Raw genomic sequence first — 24,175 nt, 5'->3', positions numbered from 1 at the left:
TCACCCAGGGAACAGTTCTGCAATCGTCTGGCCGGTGCGTTGTCGGCGGCTGTGACGCCAGACCGGCGGCTGGCATTCGAGGCTGCCAAAAAAGCGAACCCGCGGCACCATGACGGTACCGCGGGCTCCGATCACCTGCAGCGCCGCGCGTCCTCTCAGACGCGCAAAGGTCGCTGTAGCGCTTTCAAATGCTGCCTGCTTTCGCCCTTAATCGCCTACCTCTTGCGGAAACAAGCAGTCGCGAGGCAAGGCGCCGATCAGAACTCTTGCCAATCGTCCTTCGCCACAGCCGCAGCGGAGCTACCGCCAAAGGCACGGGCGACGTTGCCCATCATGCGGCGCGCCGGCGATTCGACCGGGCGGGCGATTTCACGCGCGACGACCACCGGCCTTGCCACGGTATTGTCCACCTTGAAGTAGGCGATCAGGTTGGCGAGGTTGTTGGCCTCGGCGGAGAGCTTGTGGGTGGCGGCATTCGCCTCCTCCACCATCGCCGCGTTCTGCTGGGTCACCTGGTCCATCTGGTTGACCGCGGTGCTGACTTCGCTCAAGCCCGTCGACTGCTCGCGCGCCGCCGTTGCGATCGAATGGATATGATCGTTGATCTTCAGGACGCGGTCTTCGATCTCACCAAGAGCCGAACCGGTTTCCTGAACCAGCCGGACACCGGTCGCCACTTCGCTGCCGGACTTCGAGATCAACGACTTGATGTCCTTGGCGGCACTTGCCGCACGCTGGGCAAGCTCGCGGACTTCCTGTGCGACGACCGCAAAGCCCTTGCCCGCATCACCGGCACGCGCCGCCTCGACGCCGGCGTTCAGCGCCAGAAGGTTGGTCTGGAAGGCGATTTCGTCGATCACGTTGGTGATCTGGCCGATCTCGCTCGACGCCTGCTCGATGCGGCCCATCGCGTCGACGGCGTTGCGCACGACAGCGGCCGACTGCGCGGCGCTGTGCTTGGCCTCGTTGACCATGACGGTCGCTTCCTGCGCCCGCTCGGTCGAGCTCTTCACCGCAACGGTGATCTCGTCCAGGGCAGCCGAGGTTTCCTCGAGGGCCGCGGCCTGCTGCTCGGTGCGCTTCGAGAGGTCGTCGGCTGCGGCACGCAGTTCGGACGAGTTGCCGTTGATCGTGTCGGTCGTCACGCGGACTTCACGCAGCGTCTTCTGCAGCGTCGACAGCGTCTCGTTGACGTTCTTCTGCAGTTCGGCGAAGGCGCCCTGGAAATGGCCGTTCATGCTCTGGGTCAGGTCGCCGCCCGCAAGGCTCGCGACCACCCGGCGGGTCTCGGCGATGCCCGCATCGACGCTGCCGACCAGTTCGTTGACACTTGCGGCGAACCGGTTGAGGTCGTCGTTCTCGTAGTCCTTGCCGATGCGCTTGGTGAAATCGCCGGCGGCAGCGGCCGCCACGACGACGCCGATGCTCGACTGGAGGTCGGCGCTCTTTTCACGCAGCACCGCTTCCTGTGCATTTAGGTCGCGAACGGCAAGGCCGTTCTGCTTGAAGACCTGAACGGCTTCAGCCATTTCGCCGATTTCGTCCTTGCGGCCAGCGAAGGGCACGTCGACGGTCAGATCGCCGCCAGCCAGTTGCTTCATCTTGCCGGTCAGCTCGAGGATCGGGCGGCTCAAATGGTTCGTTGCGATATAGAAGGCCGCGCCGAGGCCGGCGAGCATGCCGAGGCCGGCGATGGCGAGAATGGTGATGATTACACCGCGCTCGAAGGTGGCAACGTCAGCCGTAACGACTTCAAGCGTCTTCAGGTTTATGTCGACAACGCCGTCGATCTGCTGCTGGAAAGCCTTGCGGTTCGCGCGATTGGCATCGGTGTTGCCCTGCTCGTTGGCGGCCTGCGGCGAGACCTCCTCGCCAAGCCGCGCCGTCTCGACGCGGAAAGTCTTGAACTCCGCGGCGCGGGCGACCAACGTATCGAAGGACGCTTTCGTTTCAGCCGGGATCAGCGGGCGCCACTCGGTGAGCAGCGCGTCGATCTTGTCGAGGTTCTTGCGGATGCCTTCGGCGAAGGGCTTGGCCTTCTCGATGGTCGGGGCGGCGTAAATACCGCGCGATTCCATGACGACCGCGGTCACCAGACGGTTCAGGCGTTCCGCGTTGAAGGCGCGCGTCGCAACATTCTCGTACTGGTGGAATTTCTCGTTGTATCTGCTGACAGCGACCAGCGACATCCCGGTCACCGCAACCGCCAGCAGGCTCATGATCCCGACGATCAGATAGATTTTACCGCGTATTTTCATCCCGACCTCCACAAGGTCGCGAGACCTGTCCGCTTATCGGACACGCCGCCACCCCATTGCACCGAGGCGACCCTAAAATAGCCGTAGTTAATAAAACTCGTCGCAGCCGGCAGGCATTCTGGGGAGCGCCGGTTAGAGTTCTGTTTACCAATCTCGGCTAGATGCCCGCCTTTCGCGCGCCTGTGACACGCCTCAATCCAGTGTGCCGGTTACTTTTACGATCCCGCGGCCACTGAATCGCCGGCCGCAATTGACTTTCCGGGAAATTTCCCCTTATAAGCCGCGCACGTCCGGTCAAGCCCTCCTGCCCGCAAGGCGGAGCCGCGTCCGGTAACGTAAACGCTCCTTGCTACACGCAAACCCAAGAAGGGCCGCACACCGCGGTATTAAATAAATGAAGCGTACCTACCAACCGTCCAAGCTTGTCCGCAAGCGTCGTCACGGCTTCCGTTCGCGTATGGCTACCAAGGGTGGCCAGAAGGTCCTCGCAGCCCGCCGGGCTCGTGGCCGCAAGCGTCTTTCGGCTTAAGCCGAAACTGCCCGAAACCAGTGTCCGGGCACATGACGTCAGATAAAGACAAAACGACTGTCGGGCGGCTGAAAAGCCGTCCGCAGTTTTTGGCCGTTCGGGCAGGAGAAAGCCGTAGAGGCCCCTTGTTTCTCCTCGAAGTGCTCGACCGCAACGATCCGGAGGGCGAAGCCCGCGTCGGCTTCACCGTTACCAAGAAACACGGCAATGCCGTCGAGCGAAACCGGATGCGCCGACGCCTGAAAGAGGCGGTGCGGCTTTCCGCCGGGTTTGCAATGAAACCCGGACACGACTATGTGATTGTCGCCCGACGCGATCTCCTGAACGCCCCCTTCGACGCCTTGACCCGGGGGCTTGGCGAGCGCATCGAAAACAAGCCGAAACAGAAGCGGCCGCCGGCCGGTTCCAGGAAACCATGATGGAAAAAAACCGCAACTATTTCGTGGCGATTGGCCTGTCCGTGCTGATCCTCATTGCCTGGCAGTTCCTTTACGTCAATCCGAAGATGGAAAAGGAACGCATCGCTGCGGAAGCCCTGCAGGCGCAACAGGCGCAGTCGCAGTCGCAGCCAGCGACCCCGACGCAGCAGCCTTCGGGCCAAGCTCTGCCGGGCAGCGGTGCAATTCCGGGCGCCGGCGAGAACCGCGACCAGGCAATTGCCAAAACGGCCCGCGTTGCGATCGACACGCCAGCCCTTTCCGGCTCCATCAACCTGACCGGCGCGCGCTTCGACGACCTCAAGCTCAAGGAATACCGCGAGACGGTCGATCCGAAGAGCCCCGTCATCACCCTCTTCAGTCCGGCAGAGACCACCGACGGCTACTTCGCCGAACTCGGCTATGTCGGCAGCGATGCGACCGGCAGCGTGCCCGGCCCGCAGACCGTGTGGACGCTTGCAGGCGGCGACAAGCTGACTGCGGCGACCCCGGTAACGCTGAGCTTCACCAACGAAAAGGGCGTCACCTTTACCCGCACGGTCTCGGTCGACGACCACTACATGTTCCAGGTGGTCGACAGCATCAAGAACGGCACGGCCGAGCCGCTGGCGCTTTCGTCCTATGGCCGCGTGACCCGCTTCAACAAGCCGACGACGCCGAGCGTCTACGTGCTGCATGAAGGCTTCATCGGCGTCCTCGGCGAACACGGCCTGCAGGAACTGAAATACGGCAAGATCGAAGACGAAAAGTCCGTCGAACCCGGCAAGGCGACCGGCGGCTGGCTCGGCATCACCGACAAGTACTGGGCAGCAGCGATCGTCCCGCCGCAGGCGACCCCTTACGACACCCGCTTCACGCACTTCACCGATGGCCGCGCCCGCTACCAGAGCGACTACAAGAGCGACGCCGTGACCGTGGCCCCCGGCCAGACGTCCGAGGTCAAGAACCTCGTCTTCGCCGGCGCCAAGGAAGTTCCTGTCGTCGACAATTACGAAGTGGCCTACTCGATCCCCAACTTCGACAAGCTGATCGACTGGGGCTGGTTCTACTTCATCACCAAGCCGATGTTCAAAATGATGGATTTCTTCTTCCGTCTGTTCGGCAACTTCGGCATCGCGATCCTGATCACCACGATCGTGGTCAAGGGCCTCTTCTTCCCGCTCGCCAACAAGCAGTACGCATCGATGGCGAACATGAAGAAGGTTCAGCCGAAGATGGAGGAACTGAAGAAGAAGTTCGGCGACGACCGCATGGGCCTGCAGCAGGCGATGATGCAGCTCTACAAGGACGAGAAGATCAATCCGCTGGCGGGCTGCTGGCCGATCCTCATCCAGATCCCGGTGTTCTTCGCACTCTACAAGGTGATCTACATCACCATCGAGATGCGCCATGCGCCGTTCTTCGGCTGGATCCACGACCTCTCGGCGCCCGATCCGACGACGATCGTCAACCTCTTCGGCCTGCTGCCGTTCGACGGTCCGACCTTCCTGCATCTCGGCGTCTGGCCGATCATCATGGGCGTTACCATGTTCGTGCAGATGCGCATGAACCCGACGCCGCCGGATCCGACCCAGGCAATGCTGTTCACCTGGATGCCCGTGGTCTTCACCTTCATGCTGGCATCCTTCCCGGCCGGTCTCGTGATCTACTGGGCCTGGAACAACACCCTTTCGGTGCTCCAGCAGTCGATCATCATGAAGCGCCAGGGCGTGAAGATCGAGCTCTTCGACAACCTGAAGGGCCTGTTTTCGAAGAAACCCAAACCGGCGGAATGACGCCGGCCGGCACGACAATCCCAAAGCCCCGGACCACGGTCCGGGGCTTTTTCGTTTCTGCGCCCTCGCGCGACACGCAATGGCGTTGACGCGGGCGCGCGGCGCGGGCATCAGGCGATATCGAAATCTCTGCGCCTCGCTCCAGGACAATTTGCCATGACCGACCCGTCGGCCACCTCCGCTCCGTTCGCCGCCAACGAGAAGCTTGGCGCCCTGCTCGTCTTCGGCTCGGCCTTCTTCTGGAGTTTCGGAGGAGCCATCGCCCGCTTCCTGGAGATCCCCGACAGCTGGACGATCGTCTTCTGGCGCTGCCTGTTTGCCGGCCTCTTCCTGCTTGCCTTCATGCTGGTGCGCGACGGACCGCGCGGCACTCTGGCACTCTTCAAGGGCATGGGCTGGCCGGGCATCGCCGTCGGGCTCTGCTTCACCATCGCCTCGACCTCCTTCATCATCGCCATTTCCTATACGACGATCGCCAATGTCGTGCTGCTCGGCGCCGGCGTGCCGCTGTTTGCGGCGCTGATGAGCTGGATCCTGTTTCGCGAGCGGGTATCGCGCTTCACCTGGGGCGCGATCACGGCCGTCATCGTCGGGGTCGCGATCATGGTATCGGAGAGCCTGACGGGCAGTGTGTCGCCGGTCGGCGATGCGCTGGCGCTGCTGATCCCTGTGGTCTTCGCGCTGGCAACCGTCATCACGCGCCGCTATCCGCATGTGCGGATGACGCCCGCCACCTGCTTCGGCTGCTTCGCGGCCAGCGCCATTGCGGGGGGCCAGTCTTCCGGGCTTGCGGTGACATCGGGCGAATTGGCACTTCTCTTCGTCTTCGGCGCCTTCAACCTCGGGCTCGGCATGGCGCTCTTCGTCACCGGTGCCCGGCTGGTGCCTTCGGCGCTGGCCGCTCTGCTCGGCACCGCCGAAACCGTGCTCGGTCCGCTCTGGGTCGCGATCATTCATGGCGAAGTGCCGAGCAGCCGGACGATCATCGGCGGCACCTTCATCTTTCTGGCGCTGCTTGCCTATCTCTTCAACGAGTTCCGGCGGGCGCAAACCATCCCCACACGGCCGGTCCGCACGCCGACGCCTTGACATCCACGGCCAAAACCGGGAAGCCATGGACTTTCTCGATGAAGGACCGACCGCCGATGGCCGAAAGCAAAACCAAAGACGACAAGCCGTTGTTCGGCCGGCCGTGGATTTTCATTCGCGGCGTGCCCGCCATGAAGTTCCTGCCGCCGGAGGGACCGGTGGAAATCGCCTTTGCCGGCCGCTCGAATGTCGGCAAGTCGTCGCTGATCAATGCGCTGGTCGGCCATAAGGGGCTGGCGAGAACCTCCAACACGCCGGGCCGCACGCAGGAACTCAACTACTTCGTACCCGATGGCTATTCCGGCGAGGCCGACGACCTGCCGCCGATGGCGCTCGTCGACATGCCGGGCTACGGCTATGCCCAGGCGCCAAAGGACCAGGTCGACGCCTGGACGAAGCTGGTGTTCGACTATCTGCGCGGCCGCTCGACGCTGAAGCGCGTCTATGTGCTGATCGACTCCCGCCACGGCATCAAGAAGAATGACGAGGACGTGCTCGCCCTGCTCGACAAGGCGGCTGTTTCCTACCAGGTCGTCCTCACCAAGACCGACAAGATCAAGGCCGCCGGCGTGCCGCGGCTGATCGCCGAGACGCTCGAGAAGATCAAGAAGCATCCCGCAGCCTTCCCGGAGGTTCTCTCGACCTCCTCGGAAAAGGGCCAGGGGATCGACGAACTGCGTGCCGCGATCGGCACGGCGATCGCCCGCTAAGGGGATCCTGGAAAGCGTTCGAAGCGCGTCTTGAACTGCGCGCTGCGCACGGGGTCGATCGACCCAAAGTCTTTGATCTCTGTCACTACCCCGATATGCAATCCGCTCTATCTCTGCGTTGCGTCCACATCGGTGGCGCGGCCAGAGATAGGAGAAAGTCATGTCCGATTTGATCGTTGTCGGGTTCGATTCCCCTGAGGAAGCCGATAGGGTTCTGGTCCGGCTCGCCGGGCTGAAGAAGGAATACCTGATCGACCTCGAGGACGCGGTCGTGGTCGTGCGCGACACGGAAGGCAAGGTTCATCTCAAGCAGAGCCTGAACCTGACAGCCGTCGGTGCCACGTCCGGGCTGCTCTCCGGTTCGATCTGGGGCGGGCTCGTCGGCCTCCTTTTCCTCAACCCGCTGGCGGGCTTTGCGATCGGCGGCGCGCTCGGCGCCGGTGCCGGTGCCCTCTCCGGGTCGCTGACGGACTACGGCATCGACGACGAGTTCATCAAATCGCTCGGCAACACCATTCCGAACAATTCCTCGGCACTGTTCATCCTCGTGCGCAAGGTCCAGCCTGAGAAGGTGCTCGCCGAATTCCCGGACCTGCGCGGCCGCGTCCTGAAGACGTCGCTTTCACCGGAACAGGAGCAGAAGCTCCAGGCTGCACTCTCCGGCGCCGCGGCAGCCTCGCCGCCAGCCGGGTCGTTCTAATCCCGCCGCGCGACGCTAGCGCTCCCGCCGGAGCGCCTAGCTGGATTTGGCCGCCGGTACGAAGGCAAGCGCCAGGCCATTGATGCAATGGCGCTTGCCGGTCGGCCGTGGACCGTCATCGAAGATATGGCCGAGGTGCCCGCCACAGCGGCGGCAATGGCACTCCGTGCGGGTCATGGACAGGGAAGTGTCCTCGCGCGTTGCCACGGCGCCGGGCAGCGATTGCCAGAAGCTCGGCCAGCCGGTACCGCTGTCATATTTCGCCTCGGACGAATAGAGCGGAAGCGCACAGCCGGCGCATTGGAAGATACCCTTGCGCTTCTCGTGGTTGAGCGCGCTGGTGAAGGGGCGCTCCGTATCCTCATGCCGCAGGATTCGGTATTGGTCGTCGGTCAGAACCGCCCGCCACTCCTCATCACTCCTAACGATCTCGAAGGATTCGCCGCCGGCCGCCCGGGCGAGCGGCGTGAGACTTTGGATTGTCGGCAGCGCGGCGAATGCGGAGCCCGCCAACAGGAAGACGCGCCGGTTGATCATAGAAGCCTCCCCTACCGATCCTTTCGTGAGCATAGCGACCGGCCACAACGACGGCAAAACAATGCGGATCAAAGCACCGTGAGGCGCGGTTCGAAAAAGCCAGCGGCCATCTGGCCGCTGGCAAAGCGCCGGGACGACGAACCGCCGCCTCGGCGCAAGCTCGTCAACCCTTCGGCAGCAGCACCTTGTCGATCACATGGATGACGCCGTTCGACTGCTTGACATCGGCGATCGTTACCGTCGCCGTGCCGCCGGTCTCGTCGGTCAGCATCAGCTTGCCGCCATCCTCCTTGGCCCTGAGAACGCAACCGCCGACGGTCTTCACGTCATGTTCGCCACCGTCGTCCTTGATCATGCCTGATATCGCCGAGGACATCGCGTCGGCGGCAACAACGTGGCAAGTCAGAATCTTGGTGAGCTTCTCCTTGTTTTCCGGTTTAAGAAGTGTCTCGACCGTGCCCGCGGGCAGCGCGTCGAAGGCGGCGTTCGTCGGAGCGAACACCGTGAACGGGCCCTTGCCCTCCAAGGTTTCTACCAGACCGGCTGCCTTGACGGCCGCGACCAGCGTGGTGTGATCCTTCGAATTGACGGCGTTCTCGACGATATTCTTCTCCGCATACATCGGCGCGCCGCCGACCATCGGATTTTCGGCATGGGCGACAAGTGCGCTTGCCGCAAGAAGGGACGCTGTCGCCAGAGTGCGGATAGCAGACGTGAACATCTTTCTCTTCCTTCCTGTTGAGGGAGGCGACGCGTGAGCCGCCCCGCCGAAGCTGCCGTTCCCACCGCGGGAACATAACAAGCAACGGAAGCGCGAGAGAAAGAGTTTCAGGAATTTTCCTGAAACGTATCTATCTGATAGAAAATGGGAATTCTTGCTCTATGGCGGATTAGAGGTTTCGCGCCTTGCCGAGCGCGATGATCGGCCCGGTCGCCGATCCGGTCGGCGACCCGCCCAGCGGCTCGACGCTGACCGCAAGAACCGAGCCGGTCGAAATTCTCGACCGGAAGGCCGATGGAACGGCGATCTCGCCTTCGCCGGACTGCGGCAGCACGCCGAGCGAGATCGCCGGATTGCTGCCATTGATGAGCCAGAGCTCAAGCGATTTCTGCTCCGCCTGCCTTGCTGCAACCGGCGTTACCTTCAGCCGCCCCGATGCCCGATCGAAGTGGGCGACGAGATCGATGGCAGTACCTTTGCCGGCGAGTTCCGCGACGAGCGAGGTGCCGGCCGAAGGCGCTTCGAACAGGCTGGCGAGCGAAGCGCCCATGACCATGACAGCGGCGAGCGAAGCCAGTGCCAGGCTCCGCCAAAGGGCCAGTGAGTTCCACAGCCCGCGGCGCGGCGTGACCGGCTCGGGCCGCGCCGTTTCGAAGAGCCGCCGCTCGATTGCCGAAAAGCTCCTGGGTGGGGGCACCACCGCGTCATAGGCCTCGTCGAAGGAGGAGAGATTGCTCTGCCAGCGGTCGACCATGGCGGCGAAGTTGCGATCGGAGGCAAGACGGGCCTCGACCTTGCGTCGGTCGTCAGCAGACAACACGCCAAGCACATATTCGCCGGCGATCACCTCGTCGCGGCGGAAGTCTCGGCCCTCTGGGGTTGGTGTCGTCATCGCTCCATACACTCTCGCAACTTCATGAGGCTGCGCCTCAACCAAGTCCGCATCGTGTTCAGCGGCACAGCGAAGGTATCCGCCAGTTCCTGGTAACTCAGACCTTCGACATAGGCACGCCGAACCGCCTCCGCGCGGTCCTTTTCAAGCTCCTCCATGCAGGCATCGATCCGCCTGCCCTCTGCTCTGACGACCGCCGATTTTTCCGGATCGGCAGCAGGATCAGCCAAATCGTAGGCTTCGTCAATCGCGTTGGCGGCCGGTTTTCGCGCCCTGACGACGTCGATCGCCTGATTGCGTGCAACGGCCGCCAGCCAGGACGTCGCCGCCGCCTGTCCTTGGGAAAATCGGTCAGCCCGCTGCCAGATCTTGACGTAGATTTCCTGCAGCGCTTCTTCCGCTTCACCCCGATTTCCGAGGATACGAAGGCAGATGCCGAAGAGTTTCGGGCTCGTCTGCCGGTAGAGTTCGGCGAAGGCGTCGCGATCGCCAAGCGAGACGCGACCAAGCAACTCGGCTACATCCTCCTCGATCATTCAGCGTGCGCCCCAAAATCTCGTCCGTAAACAGAGATAGGGCGCGGATCACAATGCACCAGCCATCTCCGTCATTCCGGCTTTATATTGCTCGCCGATCATTCCATCGGTCCGGAACTTGCGCTAAACAGCAGCCGGTATTTTTCGAGGGTCCGCCATGTCCGCCAATGAAAGTGAAATCCAGGCACGCCTGCTCACCCAGGCCCTGCCCTATATGCAGCGCTACGAAAATAAGACGATCGTCGTCAAATATGGCGGCCATGCCATGGGCAACAGCGAGCTCGGCCGCGCCTTTGCCAGCGACATCGCGCTTCTGAAGCAGTCAGGCGTCAACCCGATCGTCGTGCACGGCGGCGGCCCGCAGATCGGCGCGATGCTGACGAAGATGGGCATCGAATCGAAGTTCGAGGGCGGTCTGCGCGTCACCGACGAGAAGACGGTCGAGATCGTCGAGATGGTGCTGGCCGGCTCGATCAACAAGGAGATCGTCGCGCTGATCAACCAGACGGGCGAATGGGCGATCGGCCTTTGCGGCAAGGACGGCAACATGGTCTTCGCCGAAAAGGCGCGCAAGACCATCAAGGATCCGGATAGCAACATCGAACGCGTCCTCGATCTCGGCTTCGTCGGCGAAGTGGTCGAAGTCGACCGCACGCTGATCGACCTGCTCGCGCGGTCGGAGATGATCCCGGTCATCGCACCGGTGGCGCCCGGCCGCGACGGCCACACCTACAACATCAACGCCGACACCTTCGCCGGCGCCATCGCCGGCGCGCTGAACGCCACGCGCCTCCTGTTCCTGACGGATGTTCCGGGCGTTCTCGACAAGCAGGGCAACCTGATCAAGGAGCTCTCGGTTTCCCAGGCCCGCGCGCTGATCGCCGACGGCACGATCTCCGGCGGCATGATCCCCAAGGTCGAGACCTGCATCGAGGCGATCAAGGCGGGCGTCCAGGGCGTCGTCATCCTCAACGGCAAGACGGCCCACTCGGTGCTGCTCGAAATCTTCACCGAGCGCGGAGCCGGCACGCTGATCGTGCCCTGATCGGCTTTAACGACCTACACCGTATCAAACAAAGAAGCGGGAGACGGCATCGGCCTTCTCCCGCTTTCCTTTTGAGGGCGGTGCCCGATCAGCCCTTGTAGATCTCGGTCGCTGCGGCTTTCAGCTTCTCCATCATCACCCGGTAGGGGAACGGGCCATAGCTGATGCGCGCGACGCCGGCGCGGGCAAGCGTCTTCACGTCGGGCGCTGCCGGCCGCATCATGATGTTGACCGGCAGGCTGGAGGCAGCACAGACCTTGGCAATCAGCCCTTCGTCGACCAGCCACGGAACGAAGAAACCGTTGGCGCCCGCTTCGGCAAAGGCCTTGCCGCGCGCGATCGCCTCGTCGACGAGGCCGCCGTGTCGCGTCTCATCGCTCTCCTGCAGGAACAGGTCGGTGCGGGCATTGATGAACAACGGTATGCCGCGCCTATCGGCCATCTCGCGAATGGCGCGGATGCGTGCCGCCTGCTTGTCGACCGCATGCACGCCGCCCTTGCCGACCACCTGGTCCTCGAAATTGATGCCGATGGCACCGACATCGAGAATGCGCGAGACATTGGCGGCACCCGTCGCCGGATCGTCGGAATAGGCGCCTTCGAAGTCAACGGTGACGGGCAGCTCCGTCGAAGCCACGATCAGCCGCGAGACATCGGCGAGCCACGCCATCGGCACCTTCTCGCCATCGCCGAAACCATGGGCGGCCGCCACCGACCAGCTTCCGGTGGCAAGAGCCTTGGCACCGGCTTCGGCCACGGCCTTGGCGCTGCCGGCGTCCCAGATATTATAGAGCACCACCGGGTCGCCCTTCCGATGCAGGGCAGCAAAGGCGAGCGCCTTTTCCTTCTGGCTCATTGCATTTCCTCCACGAACAATCCCTTGGGTTTCAGTTTTCCTTCGTGCCGGAGCAGCCATTGCTTCCGCCAGAGCCCGCCGCCATACCCCGTCAGTGAACCGTCCGAGCCGATACAACGGTGGCAGGGGATGACAATCGCGATCCGGTTGGAACCGTTGGCCTTGGCCACGGCACGCGCGGCCTGGATCGTATCGACCTCGCGGGCAATGTCACCATAGGATCGCGTTTCGCCGACGGGAATTTTGGCAAGCTGCGCCCAAACGTTGCGTTCGAAGGCCGTTCCGCCCGGTGCGAGCGGCGTTTCGAAAGCGCCCGTTTTGCCCGCGAAATAGGCGTTGAGCTCGCTTTCGATCTCGTCGATCGGCCCCGTTCTGCCTGATACAATGGCCGAGCGTGTCCCTTTCTTCAGTTTCTCCAGTTCGGTCGGCAGCGCCTTGCGGTCGTGGAACTCGAGCAGATGCAGATGCGTGGCATCGGCAACGGCGACCATGGGCCCGAGCGGCGTTTCGATCCAGTCGGAGAAAAGCAGGGCCCTCCCCTGCGCTGCCGCCGGTGCGTCGCCGAGCAGCCGCTGGAACGCAGCGCGAAAGCCGCTTGGCGATTCATATCCGGCTTCGAGCTGGGCATCGATCACCCGGCCGCCGTCGGCAAGCTGGCGGGCGGCGAGCCCCAGGCGACGGTGCCGCGCGAGATCGAGGAAGGTGATACCGAGGCTGCGCTTGAAAGCGCGCCGCACCGTCGAGGGATCGAGGCCACGGCGAACGATATCGTCCTCACTCCAGCGCCGTTCCGGTGCCGCTTCCAGCGCCTGCAGCAGGTCCTCGACGAGCGGGTCCTTGGCGCCGAACGTCGCGAGCGGCCGGCAGCGCTGGCATGGACGGAAACCCGTCTCCAGGCAGGTCCCGATAGAGCCCACGAAGATCGTGTTCTCGCGCTTCGGTTTGCGGGCGGGGCAAGACAGGCGGCAGAAGACGCCTGTCGTCTTGACGCAAACGAAGGCAGCACCTTCGTATTCGGTGCTTCGCGCGATCAGCGCGTCGTAGAGCGTTTCATCGGAGGGAAGATCGAACAACATGCAGGCGTTCTACCACGCCCGCATGCGCGAAGGCGCCGGTTTTCGGGCGCCTATTTTTTCAGATCAGCACGCGTTTTCAGATCAGTACGAGCATCACCACGCCGAGCACGATCAGCAGGCAGCCGAAAAGTTCGAGCCGGTTGATCCATTCGCGGAAGATGAAGAAGGACGAGGCGAAGGTGAAGAGCATTTCCACCTGCGCCACGACCTTGACGACAGCGGCCTGCTGCAGCGTCATCGCCATGAACCAGCCGAAGGAGGCGGATGCGCCGACGAAGCCGACGACGAAGGCGGGCTTCCAGGCGGCGGCGATGCGTGGCAGCTCGTCACGCTCGCGAAGCACGATCCAGATCAGCATGACCACGGTCTGCAGCAGGATGACGAATCCGAGCGTATAGCTCGCCTGCATGATGTAGTCGGGCGCCGGAAGGCTCGGCGCGAGCGCCAGTGAGGCCGAACGATAGGAAACGGCCGAAAGACCGAAGAACGTACCTGACAGCAGACCGATGCCGGCCGTGCGACTGAACACCGAGGTCACGAGCGTGCGTGGGCTGAGTGTCGTGCGCGCCACCGAGATCAGCATCACGCCGACGACCGAGATGGCGATTGCCACCAGGGTTCCCTGGCTCGCCTTTTCGCCGAGGAAGATAAGGCCAAACACCGCCGCCTGCGCCGGCTCGGTGCGGGAATAGGCAGTGCCGACAGCAAAGTTGCGGAACGAGAAGAGGTGGACGAGCAGGAAGGTCGCAGCAATCTGCGCCAGCCCGCCGATAATAGCCCAGAGGAAGAACGTGCCATTCGGCACTGGAAGCGGACGACCGGCCACCTGCCAGAGCAGAAACAGATAGAGAAAGGCGAAAGGCAGGCCGAAGCCGAAGCGCACGAAGGTCGCGCCCGTCGTGCCCATGACGCCTTTCAGGTGTTTCTGCATGGCCGAGCGGACGTTCTGAAGGAATGCCGCAGCGACGGTGATGAGGACCCAGGTTTCCATGGCTGCGAGCTAGCACGCGGCTCCCGGCATTGCCAAGGCCCCGCGCGCTCCAGCGTTTCAGTCCGCCTTTTCCTGAGCCTCGGCGAGCACAACGGACGGATTGATCGCGATCCGCGGCGCCTCGTCCTCAAACGTCTTCACGCGCTGATCGTAGTTGGGTGCGAGCGTGCCGAGCACACGATCCCAGAACGAGAAATAGTTGGCGTAATTGTATTTGAAGCCTGAATGGTGCTGGTCATGGAACGTCGTGCACAACAGGGGAGACGGATAACGGGCCGTCGACGTGGCGAAATACTCGAAGCCGCAATGCCCGATCATGCCATTGAAATGCTCGAACAGCCTATGCCCGATGAGGATCACTGGCGGAAACGGCACGACGAAAACGACGACGGCGGAAAAGCTCTGAAGCAGGAAGTTGTCAAAGACATCTTCCGAATAGGTGCTCCAGATCGTCGGCGCGACGCTTTTATGATGCAGGGCATGCAGCGGATAGAGCCACTTGGTGTGCAGCAGCCGGTGCATGAAATAGAACCAGGCATCGTAGAGGATCATGCTGAGCACGAAGAACGGCACCGCCCACCACCAGCTGAAATCCCAGGGTGCCGGCGCCCAGCCTTTCTGCTGCGCATAGAGGCCGATCGTCAGCGGCAGGCAGGCGCTGAACATCGATGCCAGGCTCTGGCGGATCTCGGCTTTGCGCCGCTTGTCGGAGCCGCGTCCCTTCTGGATCTTTCGCTCGGGATTGCGCTCGTTGAGCCAAGTGATGCCGTAACCGAGCGCGAAATAGGTCCCGACAGTGAACGAATAGAATCCGAACAGAAACAGCAGATAGAACAGTTCGTCCGACATTGGCACCTACATTCCCCCGAGCCAAAACCGCGCGCCGGAAGATGCCACGCCGGTTTGACAATTCAAAGTGGAATTCTATGCGCCAGCATTGCGGCCCGAGCAGCGATTTGCATTTTTCTCATTTGCCGCCACCTTTCCCCATGTCATAAGGCGGTCATGAAAAAGCTCAACCGCCTGCCGAACCAATCCGACTTCGCCCATGTCACCGACTGGGTCTTCGACCTCGACAACACGCTCTATCCGCACCACGTCAACCTGTTTGCGCAAATCGACCGCAACATGACGGCCTATGTGGCGAAGCTTTTGTCGCTGGACCCGGCCGATGCGAAGAAGCTGCAGAAAGACTACTACCGCGACCACGGCACGACGCTCAAAGGTTTGATGATCCACCACGGCATCGACCCGAACGAGTTCCTCGAGCAGGCGCATGCGATCGACTACTCGATCGTGCCGCCGGATCCGGCACTCGGCGAAGCCATCAAGTCGCTTCCAGGCCGCAAGTTCATCTTCACCAACGGCAGTGTCGCGCATGCGCAGATGACGGCGCGAGCGCTCGGGATCCTCGACCATTTCGACGACATCTTCGACATCGTTGCCGCCGATTTCGTGCCGAAGCCGGCTGGTGAGACCTATGACAAGTTCATGAGCCTGCACCGGGTCGACACCCGGAACGCCGTGATGTTCGAGGACCTGCCGCGCAACCTCCTGGTGCCGAAGGCGCTCGGCATGAAGACGGTGCTGCTGGTGCCGCACAACCTCGAATATACGTTCGCCGAATCCTGGGAGAAGTCGAACGATACCGACGAGCAGATCGACTACGTGACGGAGGACCTCACCGGCTTCCTGCGCCACGTCCTGTCCGATCTCTGACCGACACAATTTGGCCGGCAAAAAACCTCTTTCTGGCCAATGACTTAAATTACGAAAGTTTAACTGGAACGGCGCGCTTCACCGGCTATCCTTTCGATCAGGGACAACCCGATCGAAAGGAAGCATGATGCCGAACAAGATCCTGATCCTTACCGTGACCGCGCTCTCAGTCGCCGTCACCGGCATGGCCGGCCCCTCTTTTGCCGCGCGCGAAAAGATGACGCCCGAGCAACGGGGCGAGCGCATGATCCAGCGGCTCGACACCGACAAGGACCAGAAGGTTTCGCTCGCCGAGTTCCAGGCGCGGATCTCCGACAACTTCAAAACCTTCGACACCAATGGCGATGGCCAGATCAGCGCCGATGAGATGAAGGCCAAACGCGAAGCCTTCCGCGAGGCACGCAAGGCCTGGAAAGAGGCCAAGGACAAGACTGGCACCGAGCGCGAAGCGGCCCTTGCCAAGGTCAAGGAAGTTCGCCCAACGATGCTGCCGGGTCTCAGGCCGAAGGCCTTCAAACGCATCGACACCGATGGCAATGGCTCGCTCAGCGCGAGCGAAGTTTCGAGCGCCGCCGAGACCATGTTCAAGCGGCGAGACAAGAACGGTGACGGTGTCATCGACGCAGCCGACTTCACCAAGAAGATCTGACGGGAGCATCCCCCTCTTTCCACCGCCCGGTGGAGAGGCTCCTGCCTGACCCATAGCCCCTTGCAACCCGCGCAAGGGGCTATGTGCATTATTGAACGCCGCGCCTAGCGCCGCCCGTTCGCCATCGGCACCGACTTCGGATCGACGGTTTCGTAGAAGCGGGCAATGATCTCCCAGGCTTCGTCCGCCGTTTCGACAAAGTGTACCAGATCGATGTCATTGGGTGCGATCGTGCCAAACTCGGCAAGCGCCTCGAAGTTGACGATCGAACGCCAGAACTTTTCGCCGAAGAGAATGAGCGGCACCAGCGCCAGACGTCCGGTCTGCATCAGCGTCATCGTTTCAAAGAGCTCGTCGAGCGTGCCGAAGCCACCGGGGAAGACGGTGACGGCCTTGGCACGCAAGAGGAAGTGCATCTTGCGGATGGCGAAGTAGTGGAAGTTGAACGACAGTTCCGGCGTCACGAAGCGGTTCGGCGCCTGCTCATGCGGCAGCACGATGTTGAGGCCGATCGACGGTGCACCGACATCGTGGGCGCCGCGGTTGCCCGCCTCCATCACGCCAGGTCCGCCGCCGGTGACGACCACATATTCCTTGTGGTGCAGCTTGGCCGAATGCTCGGAGCAGAGCCGCGCGAACTTGCGCGCTTCCTCGTAATAGACCGAGGCCGCCTCGAGGTTCTTGCGCTGGGTCTCGTTCTTTGCCGCCCAGGCATCACCGCCGGGCTCGGGAATGCGGGCACCGCCGAACATCACTATGGTGGAATTGATGCCGCGTTCTTCCAGCATCATCTCGGTCTTCATGAGTTCGAGCTGCAGACGGACCGGGCGCAGTTCCTCGCGGCAAAGGAAATCGTCGTCGATATAGGCGAGGCGATAGGAGGGCGATGCCGATTGCGGCGTGATCGGGACCGTCTGCGCTCGCTGCCGGCTCTGCGAGCTGTCGGCCAGTGGATCCCAGACCCCGTCCTTGCGGCGCAGTGCGCGCTTCTTCATGCGTGCCATCGTGTCGTCTTTCTCGTCGCGTTCCGGACAATCGGCATCTCGGCCAGACGCGTCCTATCCTCAATCCTCGGTCATGAAGGTTGCAAGCGCACCACTGCGCTGCGCGCCCCTTGCGCGTCCCGAACGGGTGCGCGGCGCTGTAGTGCAGGAATCGCCCGGATTTGCCAACCCCGGGCAAGCGCATCGGCCTGAAAAGCCCTTCAACTTTTCAGGACCGGCTTCTACAGCGCCACACGTCCGCCAAGACGTGTCAAGATCGCTGCAGCACCTAGATCTGCTGCGTATTTTTGTCCTTAAATCGATTCCGATTTGAGAAATTATGCAGTAGAGCTTTCGCAGGATAACCGCCGAACTTTAAGGAATTCCGATGACGAACCACGACCTCACCTCCCTGTCGCAGACGATCGAGACCGCCTTTGAAGACCGCGATTCCGTCAGCACCGGAACGCGCGGCGCAGTGCGCGATGCCGTGGAGACGGCGCTGAACCTGCTCGACGGCGGCAAGGTCCGCGTTGCCCAGCGCGGCGAGGATGGCGTATGGACGGTCAATCAATGGCTGAAGAAGGCGGTGCTGCTCTCCTTCCGCCTCAACCCGATGGAAATCGTCAAGGGTGGACCGGGCCAGTCCGTCTGGTGGGACAAGGTACCGTCGAAGTTCGACGGCTGGAGCGTCAACGAATTCGAGAAGGCTGGTTTCCGCGCCGTACCGAACTGCGTCGTGCGCCGCTCGGCCTATATCGCCCCCAACGCGATCCTGATGCCATCTTTCGTCAACCTCGGCGCCTATGTCGGCGAAGGCACGATGGTCGATACCTGGGCAACCGTGGGCTCCTGCGCCCAGATCGGCAAGCACGTGCATCTCTCTGGCGGCGTCGGCATCGGCGGCGTACTGGAGCCGATGCAGGCCGGCCCGACGATCATCGAGGACAATTGCTTCATCGGCGCCCGCTCGGAAGTCGTCGAAGGCTGCATCGTGCGCGAGGGCTCGGTCCTCGGCATGGGCGTCTTCATCGGCAAGTCGACCAAGATCGTCGACCGCGCCACCGGCGAAATCACCTATGGCGAAGTGCCGCCCTATTCCGTCGTCGTCGCAGGCTCGATGCCATCAGGCTCGACCATGGGCAACGGCCAGCCGGCACCGAACCTCTATTGCGCCGTCATCGTCAAGCGCGTCGACGAGAAGACCCGCTCGAAGACCGGCATCAACGAACTGCTGCGGGACTGATGCGATGACACCGGAGGGGCCGCAGCCGAGCATGACCTGGCTGTTCTTCAGCCCCTCTGGTCGCATCGGCCGCCTGCCCTTCTTCCTGTCCTGGCTGTTCTGGTTCCTCATCGGCGGCTTCATCGTCGCCAGGATGGTTGCCAACGAAGAACACGAGACGGCGCTGGCCCTCTGGACACTGGCGTTCGCCATCTCGGCGATCGTCTCCCTGCCCTCGATCGCCATGCTGGCGATCAAGCGCCTGCACGATATCGGCTATCCCGGACCGCTCTCGCTCTGTCTGTTCATTCCCGTCCTCAGCCCGGTGGTTTTCATCGCGCTTTGCCTGTGGCCGGGTGAGCCGGGACCCAACGAATTCGGCGCGCGCAGCGACCAACCGGGAATCTAGACACGATGATTTTGGATCGGATCGACCCAAAATCACAAACGGATCGTTTCCTGTAAGTTGGAGCGGGATACGGGCGGAAAACCGTGCACACCTTTCCTCATCCCGCTCTGGACCCTTCGCCCCTGTACAAGAACCGTGCGAGCGCGTATGTAGCGCGCCATGACAGGCCCGCGACGTGCTGGCCACGGCAATTCGCGCCAATGACGATCCGATCGTCCTGGGCATGACGACCGAAATCCGAAAGACACGATATGACTGAATTCGAAGGGATCGCGCCTGCGATCGCCGAGGCGTTGGCAAAACGCGGTTACAACGAATTGACGCCGGTTCAAAAGGCGATGCGCGACCCGGAGCTCGCCGACAGGGACGCGCTGGTCTCGGCGCAGACCGGTTCCGGCAAGACGGTCGCCTTCGGCCTTGCGCTCGCGCCGACCCTGCTGGGTGACGAGCGCCGCTTCGGCCCGGCCGGCGCACCGCTGGCGCTGGCGATCGCCCCGACGCGCGAATTGGCGCTGCAGGTGAAGCGCGAGCTCGAATGGCTCTACGAACAAACCGGCGCGACCATCGCTTCCTGTGTTGGCGGTATGGACATGCGTACCGAGAAGCGGGCGCTGGAACGCGGCGCGCACATCGTCGTCGGCACGCCCGGACGTCTTTGCGACCATATCCGCCGCAACTCGCTCGACATTTCCTCGCTGCGCGCCATCGTGCTCGACGAGGCCGACGAGATGCTCGACCTCGGCTTCCGCGAGGACCTCGAATTCATTCTCGAGGAATCCCCCGATGACCGCCGCACGCTGATGTTCTCGGCAACCGTGCCGAAATCGATCGCGACGCTTGCCAAGAACTACCAGCGCGACGCCGTGCGCATCAGCACCGCTTCCGAACAGAAGCAGCATGTCGACATCGAATATCGCGCCCTGACGGTGGCGCCGAACGATCGCGAGAACGCGATCATCAACGTGCTGCGCTACTATGAGGCCAGAAACGCGATCGTCTTCTGTTCGACCCGCGCCGCGGTCAACCACCTGACCGCCCGCTTCAACAACCGCGGCTTCTCGGTGGTGGCGCTCTCGGGCGAACTCAGCCAGAACGAACGCACCCACGCGCTGCAGGCCATGCGCGACGGCCGCGCCCGTGTCTGCATCGCCACCGACGTCGCCGCCCGCGGCATCGACCTGCCGGGCCTCGAACTGGTCATCCACGCCGACCTGCCGACCAACTCGGAAACGCTGCTGCACCGCAGCGGCCGAACCGGACGCGCCGGCCAGAAGGGGGTGAGCGCGCTGATCGTGCCGGTCAACCAGCGCCGCAAGGCCGAGCGCTTGCTCGACGGCGGACGGATCACCGCGACATGGGCGCGGCCACCGTCGGCCGACGAGGTCAGCCAGCGTGACGACGAGCGCCTGCTTGCCGACACCAGCTTTGCCGAGCCGATCCGCGAGGACGAGGAGGCGATCGTCGCAGCGCTCATCGAACGCCACGGTGCTGAACAGATGGCCGCTGCCTTTGTGCGCCAGTTCCGCTCGGGACGCTCAGCCCCGGAAGACCTGATCGAAGTTACTGTCGGCGCCAAGCCGCGCCGCGACGAACGCGCACCGCGCGATGACCGTGCACCGCGCGAGGACTTCGGCGCCGAACGGGCGGACTTCAGCGACGGCAGCTGGTTCTCGCTTTCGGTCGGCCGCAAGCAGAGCGCCGAGCCGCGCTGGCTGATCCCGATGCTCTGCCGCCACGGCAAGCTGACGAAGCGCGACATCGGCGCGATCCGCATGCAGCAGGAGGAAACCTTCGTCGAGATGACCTCCGAGGGTGCCGAACGGTTCCTGTCGGCCATCGGCAAGGACAAGATGCTGGAGAAAGGCATTCGGGTGAAGCCGCTCGCTGGCGCGCCTGACCTTTCGCAGCAGCGTCAGGAAAAGCCGAGTTACTCCAAGGACAAACCAAACTTCTCCAAGGACAAGCCGGGCTTTGCCAAGAAGCGCCCCTATTCCGACGATGCTGTGCGGAGCGATGATCGCGGCGACTTCAAGCCGAAGCGGAAGTTCGAAAAGAAGGCCGCCTATTCCGATGGACCGGCCCATACCGAGGACCGGCCGCCGGCCAAGGGTGCCGACAAGCCCTGGAACAACAAGAAGAAGGGCAAGCCGGACGCCAGCAAGGACGGCGGCTTCAAGCCCAAAACCAAGCCCAAGGGCAACGCCAAGAACCGCCAGGGCTAAGCCGACACCGGCAGAGTTCTCAGTCAATTAAAAAGCGCCGCGATCGGATCGCGGCGCTTTTTTCGTGAGCAGGGTTGCGAACGATGTGGTCTCAGGCTTCCAGGAAGCGAAGGCCGGCGACGGCGACGATGATCATCGCGATGCAGGTGATGCGCATCCAGGAGATCGGGTCGCCGAAGAGCACGATGCCGAGCACAGTGATGCCGACCGAGCCGATGCCGGTCCAGGCGGCGTAGGCTGTGCCTGCCGGCAGGTCTCGCATGGCGATCGTCAGGAGATAGACGCTGCCGAGCGCTGCCGCGATGCCGATCGCGCTAGGCACCAGTTTCGTCCAGCCCTCGGCGTATTTCAGCGCCAGCCCCATGACGATCTCGACGAGGCTCGCCGCTATCAGAATGATCCATGCCATGTTCGTCTCCATCGGAATTCTCACATGGTTCACAATCTGGTAGAGTAGGCACCAAATAACAATTACGCACCTTTTGGTAACTATGGAAAATCCGGAAAGCCCGGCGAAAGCGCCCGCAGCCTCGATCCCTGACGTGTTCGATCCAACCTGCTCGTCACGCCACGCGCTGGAGCTGATCGCCGGCAAATGGCCGATGCTCATTATCTCGGCGCTCGAAGGTGGGCCGATGCGCAATGCCGCGCTGATGCGCCGGCTCGGCGACATCTCGCAGAAGATGCTGACGCAGACGCTGAAGGAGCTGGAGCGCAACGGCCTGGTTGTCCGCGAGGACAAGAAGACCGTGCCGCCGCATGTGGAATACAGCTTGAGCCCGATCGGCCGCTCACTCAGCGAAACCTTGCTGGTGCTCGATCGTTGGGCCGAGACGCATTTCGGCGCGCTGGATGTGGCCCGCGAGCGCTACGACGCCGAACGAGACAAGTGAGGCTCACTCCGCGTCGAGTTGCGACTGGGCGACCACCTTCACCACCCAGTCGGCAAAGACGCGCAGGCGACTGCTCAAGTGGCGGTTCGGCGGATAGACAAGATAGACCGGCTCCGGATCGATCTGCCAGTCGCTGAGCACCGGAACCATGGTGCCGGCCCGCAGATCGTCGCGGACCATGAAGAGCGGCACCTGGATGACACCCAATCCGGCGCGCGCGGCAGCAAGATAGGTCGTCGCCTCGTTTGCCGCGACGCTGTAACGACCCTGGACCTCCATCTCTTCGTTGCCGCGGCGGAACTGGTAGGGCATCGGCTGGCCGGTCTTCGGCATGAAATAGCCGACAACGGAGCAATTCTTCGCGAGATCGGAAGGATGCTGCGGCATTGCGTGCCGCTTGAGATATTCCGGCGAGGCGCAGGTGACGAATTTCATCTCTGTAATGCGTCGGGCGATCAGCGACTGATCCGTCAGTGCGCCGCCACGGATGGCGCAATCGACGTTCTCCGCGAGATAGTCGACGGTGCGATCGGAAACGCCGAGGTCGATCTGGATGTCCGGATACTTCCGATTGAACTCAGGAAGCGCTGGAACGATGATCAGATTGGCAAAGGCGCCCGCCGTCTCGACACGCAATCGCCCCTTCGGCAAACTCTGGGCGCTCGACAGGCTGCCGTCGAGTTCATCGAGATCGGTCAGCAACCGAGCGGCCCGCTCGTAGTAGAGCGCGCCATCCGGCGTCACCAGCACCCGGCGGGTGGTGCGGTTCAAAAGTTTTGTGCGCAGATGCGCTTCCAACCCCTGAATGAGATTGGTGAGGGTCGCCTTGGGCATATTCAGCGAAGCGGAGGCGCGGGTAAAGTTTCCGGTTTCGACGACCCGGAGGAACGCACGCATGGCCGTGAGCTGGTCCATTTTCAAGAGCCATAATTGTTCGAGAATACGAATAGTGTAGTCAGTTTGAAAAGACTATTCCAGACAGAAGACAATGTTATTCTCCTACCGTGGCGTGTTGTCGCCACATGTGGGTTGAGCTCGGGCCGAAGGCAAGAGAGATGGGCGAACTGTTCAAGGTGGAGACGATGCAGACCGGCCAAGGCTGCTGCGCGGCACGCGTCTACCGCGGCGAAGCTTTGCTCAATCCGCCGCCGATCGTGCTGCACCTGCATGGCGGCTCCTTCATGGGCGGAACGATCGCCGCCGGTGAGCGCGTCGCCGAGGCGCTTGCGGCGGCTGGAGCGGTGGTGATCTCGCCGGAATATTCCACAGCTTGCCTCAATCCGTTTCCCGCGGCGCTCGATGTCGCCTACGCCATGCTGTCGTCGATGCGCTCGCGCTGCCCACAGTTCGCGCACAAGAAATCGTCGCTGTTCGTGGCCGGCGAAGAGGCGGGCGGCAATGTTGCCGCCGGCGCCGCGCTGATGGCGCGTGACCAGTATCTGACCGACCTCAAGGGTCAGATTCTTTTGTCGCCGATGCTCGACCCTTGCCTGGCGACGGAATCGTTCCGGCAATACTGTCCGCAGTCCTCGGCGCAATCGATCGCCGACGGCTGGCAGCGCTACCTCGGGCAAAGCGGCGGCTTCACGCATCCTTACGCCGCGCCGGCCCACTGCACGCGGCTCGCCGGCCTCGTGCCTTCGCTGATCCTGACCAGCGAGGAGTGTCCGATGCGCGACGAAACCGAAGCCTACGCCAAACGCCTGCGTCAGGCCGGCGTGTCGGTTGAATCTCACGTCCTGCCGGGACGAGCCGGATGGCTGCCGCAGAATACGGTCGCCAAGGAAAACTGGGCGGCACAGCAGGAAGAAATTACCGGCATCTTCTCCCGATTCTTCCAGAAGACGGGGGCGAAGCCGGCGGAAATGACGGTGCGTTAGACGAGAGCGGCGGTCACCCAGCCCCTTCACCTTGTCTGACATC

26 protein-coding genes are annotated in these 24,175 nt (G+C 62.7%); 14 read left to right on the top strand and 12 right to left on the bottom strand.

Annotated elements, in window-relative coordinates:
• Window positions 1-257: 257 nt before the first annotated feature.
• Window positions 258-2,258, bottom strand: coding sequence for a methyl-accepting chemotaxis protein (locus AC070A_RS11170; RefSeq protein ID WP_112994430.1), 2,001 nt, complete (start codon window positions 2,256-2,258; stop codon window positions 258-260).
• 394 nt (window positions 2,259-2,652) lie between these two features.
• Between AC070A_RS11170 and rpmH the strand changes: the two genes are divergently transcribed.
• The 6 genes from rpmH to AC070A_RS11140 all read left to right on the top strand — a co-directional run bounded on the left by rpmH (window position 2,653) and on the right by AC070A_RS11140 (window position 7,498).
• A complete protein-coding gene (gene rpmH, locus AC070A_RS11165; protein WP_077962533.1) occupies window positions 2,653-2,787 on the top strand; it encodes a 50S ribosomal protein L34 in 135 nt (44 codons plus the stop codon).
• Window positions 2,788-2,807: 20 nt separating this feature from the next.
• The gene (gene rnpA, locus AC070A_RS11160) at window positions 2,808-3,206 is read left to right on the top strand and encodes a ribonuclease P protein component (RefSeq protein ID WP_057248057.1); all 399 of its coding nucleotides are present in this window, start codon (window positions 2,808-2,810) and stop codon (window positions 3,204-3,206) included.
• Window positions 3,206-4,999, top strand: coding sequence for a membrane protein insertase YidC (yidC, locus tag AC070A_RS11155; protein ID WP_162770858.1), 1,794 nt, complete (start codon window positions 3,206-3,208; stop codon window positions 4,997-4,999). The genes rnpA and yidC overlap by 1 nt, the downstream gene beginning before the upstream one ends.
• Window positions 5,000-5,155: 156 nt before the next feature.
• On the top strand, window positions 5,156-6,088 hold the full coding sequence (locus AC070A_RS11150) for a DMT family transporter (RefSeq protein WP_057248055.1): 933 nt from the start codon (window positions 5,156-5,158) through the stop codon (window positions 6,086-6,088).
• A 56-nt stretch (window positions 6,089-6,144) separates the two neighbouring features.
• On the top strand, window positions 6,145-6,798 hold the full coding sequence (yihA, locus tag AC070A_RS11145; RefSeq protein ID WP_057248252.1) for a ribosome biogenesis GTP-binding protein YihA/YsxC: 654 nt from the start codon (window positions 6,145-6,147) through the stop codon (window positions 6,796-6,798).
• A 160-nt stretch (window positions 6,799-6,958) separates the two neighbouring features.
• Window positions 6,959-7,498: a DUF1269 domain-containing protein gene (locus tag AC070A_RS11140; RefSeq protein ID WP_057248054.1), complete on the top strand. Its 540-nt coding sequence runs from the start codon at window positions 6,959-6,961 to the stop codon at window positions 7,496-7,498.
• Window positions 7,499-7,534: 36 nt separating this feature from the next.
• On the opposite strand, the gene msrB is transcribed toward AC070A_RS11140, so the two are convergent.
• From msrB to AC070A_RS11120, 4 genes are all read right to left on the bottom strand, one after another.
• Entirely contained in the window at window positions 7,535-8,035 is a 501-nt protein-coding gene (gene msrB, locus AC070A_RS11135) for a peptide-methionine (R)-S-oxide reductase MsrB (RefSeq protein ID WP_057248053.1), read from the bottom strand.
• 163 nt (window positions 8,036-8,198) lie between these two features.
• Window positions 8,199-8,756, bottom strand: coding sequence for a fasciclin domain-containing protein (locus tag AC070A_RS11130; protein WP_057248052.1), 558 nt, complete (start codon window positions 8,754-8,756; stop codon window positions 8,199-8,201).
• A 169-nt stretch (window positions 8,757-8,925) separates the two neighbouring features.
• On the bottom strand, window positions 8,926-9,648 hold the full coding sequence (locus AC070A_RS11125; RefSeq protein WP_057248051.1) for an anti-sigma factor: 723 nt from the start codon (window positions 9,646-9,648) through the stop codon (window positions 8,926-8,928).
• The gene (locus AC070A_RS11120) at window positions 9,645-10,184 is read right to left on the bottom strand and encodes a sigma-70 family RNA polymerase sigma factor (protein WP_057248050.1); all 540 of its coding nucleotides are present in this window, start codon (window positions 10,182-10,184) and stop codon (window positions 9,645-9,647) included. The genes AC070A_RS11125 and AC070A_RS11120 overlap by 4 nt, the downstream gene beginning before the upstream one ends.
• Before the next feature lie 157 nt (window positions 10,185-10,341).
• On the opposite strand from AC070A_RS11120, the gene argB reads away from it, so the two are divergent.
• Window positions 10,342-11,229, top strand: a complete 888-nt coding sequence (gene argB, locus AC070A_RS11115) for an acetylglutamate kinase (RefSeq protein WP_058323632.1) — start codon at window positions 10,342-10,344, stop codon at window positions 11,227-11,229.
• Window positions 11,230-11,317: 88 nt separating this feature from the next.
• On the opposite strand, the gene AC070A_RS11110 is transcribed toward argB, so the two are convergent.
• The 4 genes from AC070A_RS11110 to AC070A_RS11095 form a co-directional block, all read right to left on the bottom strand.
• On the bottom strand, window positions 11,318-12,085 hold the full coding sequence (locus AC070A_RS11110) for an isocitrate lyase/PEP mutase family protein (protein ID WP_057248048.1): 768 nt from the start codon (window positions 12,083-12,085) through the stop codon (window positions 11,318-11,320).
• Window positions 12,082-13,161, bottom strand: coding sequence for a bifunctional transcriptional activator/DNA repair enzyme AdaA (locus AC070A_RS11105; RefSeq protein ID WP_057248047.1), 1,080 nt, complete (start codon window positions 13,159-13,161; stop codon window positions 12,082-12,084). The genes AC070A_RS11110 and AC070A_RS11105 overlap by 4 nt, the downstream gene beginning before the upstream one ends.
• A gap of 76 nt (window positions 13,162-13,237) precedes the next feature.
• Window positions 13,238-14,152: an EamA family transporter gene (locus tag AC070A_RS11100; protein ID WP_057248046.1), complete on the bottom strand. Its 915-nt coding sequence runs from the start codon at window positions 14,150-14,152 to the stop codon at window positions 13,238-13,240.
• Window positions 14,153-14,209: 57 nt separating this feature from the next.
• Window positions 14,210-15,001: a sterol desaturase family protein gene (locus AC070A_RS11095; protein WP_057248045.1), complete on the bottom strand. Its 792-nt coding sequence runs from the start codon at window positions 14,999-15,001 to the stop codon at window positions 14,210-14,212.
• A gap of 156 nt (window positions 15,002-15,157) precedes the next feature.
• Between AC070A_RS11095 and AC070A_RS11090 the strand changes: the two genes are divergently transcribed.
• Window positions 15,158-15,871, top strand: coding sequence for a pyrimidine 5'-nucleotidase (locus tag AC070A_RS11090; protein WP_082615700.1), 714 nt, complete (start codon window positions 15,158-15,160; stop codon window positions 15,869-15,871).
• Between the two features lie 127 nt (window positions 15,872-15,998).
• Window positions 15,999-16,520 carry an EF-hand domain-containing protein gene (locus tag AC070A_RS11085; protein WP_162261268.1) on the top strand — a complete coding sequence of 174 codons (522 nt, stop codon included), beginning with the start codon at window positions 15,999-16,001 and terminating at the stop codon, window positions 16,518-16,520.
• A 104-nt stretch (window positions 16,521-16,624) separates the two neighbouring features.
• On the opposite strand, the gene AC070A_RS11080 is transcribed toward AC070A_RS11085, so the two are convergent.
• Window positions 16,625-17,524 carry an LOG family protein gene (locus tag AC070A_RS11080; protein ID WP_057248043.1) on the bottom strand — a complete coding sequence of 300 codons (900 nt, stop codon included), beginning with the start codon at window positions 17,522-17,524 and terminating at the stop codon, window positions 16,625-16,627.
• Between the two features lie 367 nt (window positions 17,525-17,891).
• Here AC070A_RS11080 and dapD point away from each other — a divergent pair, with 367 nt between their 5' ends.
• From dapD to AC070A_RS11065, 3 genes are all read left to right on the top strand, one after another.
• On the top strand, window positions 17,892-18,749 hold the full coding sequence (gene dapD, locus AC070A_RS11075; protein ID WP_057248042.1) for a 2,3,4,5-tetrahydropyridine-2,6-dicarboxylate N-succinyltransferase: 858 nt from the start codon (window positions 17,892-17,894) through the stop codon (window positions 18,747-18,749).
• Window positions 18,750-18,753: 4 nt separating this feature from the next.
• Entirely contained in the window at window positions 18,754-19,137 is a 384-nt protein-coding gene (locus tag AC070A_RS11070) for a DUF805 domain-containing protein (protein ID WP_057248041.1), read from the top strand.
• Between the two features lie 251 nt (window positions 19,138-19,388).
• Entirely contained in the window at window positions 19,389-21,359 is a 1,971-nt protein-coding gene (locus AC070A_RS11065) for a DEAD/DEAH box helicase (RefSeq protein ID WP_057248040.1), read from the top strand.
• Between the two features lie 91 nt (window positions 21,360-21,450).
• Here AC070A_RS11065 and AC070A_RS11060 read toward each other — a convergent pair whose 3' ends face one another.
• Window positions 21,451-21,768, bottom strand: a complete 318-nt coding sequence (locus AC070A_RS11060; RefSeq protein ID WP_057248250.1) for a DMT family transporter — start codon at window positions 21,766-21,768, stop codon at window positions 21,451-21,453.
• Window positions 21,769-21,850: 82 nt separating this feature from the next.
• Between AC070A_RS11060 and AC070A_RS11055 the strand changes: the two genes are divergently transcribed.
• A complete protein-coding gene (locus AC070A_RS11055) occupies window positions 21,851-22,252 on the top strand; it encodes a winged helix-turn-helix transcriptional regulator (protein ID WP_057248039.1) in 402 nt (133 codons plus the stop codon).
• Window positions 22,253-22,255: 3 nt separating this feature from the next.
• Here AC070A_RS11055 and AC070A_RS11050 read toward each other — a convergent pair whose 3' ends face one another.
• Window positions 22,256-23,167, bottom strand: a complete 912-nt coding sequence (locus AC070A_RS11050; RefSeq protein ID WP_057248038.1) for a LysR family transcriptional regulator — start codon at window positions 23,165-23,167, stop codon at window positions 22,256-22,258.
• 140 nt (window positions 23,168-23,307) lie between these two features.
• Here AC070A_RS11050 and AC070A_RS11045 point away from each other — a divergent pair, with 140 nt between their 5' ends.
• Entirely contained in the window at window positions 23,308-24,132 is an 825-nt protein-coding gene (locus tag AC070A_RS11045) for an alpha/beta hydrolase fold domain-containing protein (RefSeq protein ID WP_057248037.1), read from the top strand.
• Window positions 24,133-24,175: the final 43 nt, after the last annotated feature.

The sequence above is a fragment of the Ensifer sp. GW101-20A05 genome (assembly GCF_059424735.1).
This window is presented reverse-complemented; position numbering and strand designations above follow the sequence as displayed.